Source organism: Kaistella sp. CFF1-2 (assembly GCF_059509915.1).
Genome location: NZ_JCAKLF010000028.1, coordinates 1 through 851, shown reverse-complemented (window position 1 = coordinate 851; position 851 = coordinate 1). Strand labels below are relative to the sequence as shown.

At 29.6% G+C, this 851-nt stretch carries 1 protein-coding gene; it reads right to left on the bottom strand.

Going from position 1 to position 851, the window contains the following annotated elements:
* Window positions 1–194: 194 nt before the first annotated feature.
* Entirely contained in the window at window positions 195–839 is a 645-nt protein-coding gene (locus AC5XHR_RS13760) for a DUF4279 domain-containing protein (RefSeq protein WP_495951352.1), read from the bottom strand.
* Window positions 840–851 lie beyond the last annotated feature (12 nt).

Sequence of the window (851 nt, the reverse complement as noted above, 5' to 3'; positions counted from 1 at the left end):
GGGCTTTGCGAGGTGCGGGCTACTGTAAACTAAAAGTGGAGAGGAGAACCAATCTCTAGCAAAAACCATTTTCATTTTTTCAAATTTACAAAAAAAAATGAAATGGTTTTTTGCGGGTATTTTCTAGAATATTTCTGAGATTTCCTTCAACCCCGCATCTTGCAAAATCCATGTTATCGGCAGTAGCAACTATTTTATTTGTATTCATTCCCCGAAACATATAGGTCAAAGTCAATTGATAAACCTAATTCACTTAATTTTCTAATATTTTCTTCATTTATATTTGGTCCGCCAATCATTCCATTCCCGTTATGAAATTCCATTGCAATTTGGATATAACCATTCGCATTTTCCACTAATTTTTTTATTCCATTTCTGTCGGTTTGCAAAAAGTCAAGCAAATTCTTCAATTTATTATCAAAATTGTCAGGTTCGGGATTTGGTTCAATTTGAAATGAACTAAATTTATATTTGACTTGTGTGTTTTTTCTTAAATCTCCTTTTTTGAAAGTTTTTGTTGGTTTTAATTTCGTGTAACTTTCTAATTCTTCTAATGTTAAAGTTTCGGAATTTGAATTGAAATAAACACAAATATAAGGTTCGGTGTTTATGGCAATTATTTTTTCTGAATTAATGTCCAAATAAACTACAAAATAAAATTTTTCTTTTTGCACAGGAACATATGCAGAAATATTTTCAGTATTTTTTTTGATGTTGGCAATTTTGATTTTGTCATTTTCAAAAATTGGTTGGTGAATTTCTAATAATTGTTCCGTTACTCCAAAATTTTTTTCTTGGAATTCAATTTCTATTAATTTCTCAATTTGTGCTGTGTTCATACGCTATTGCCG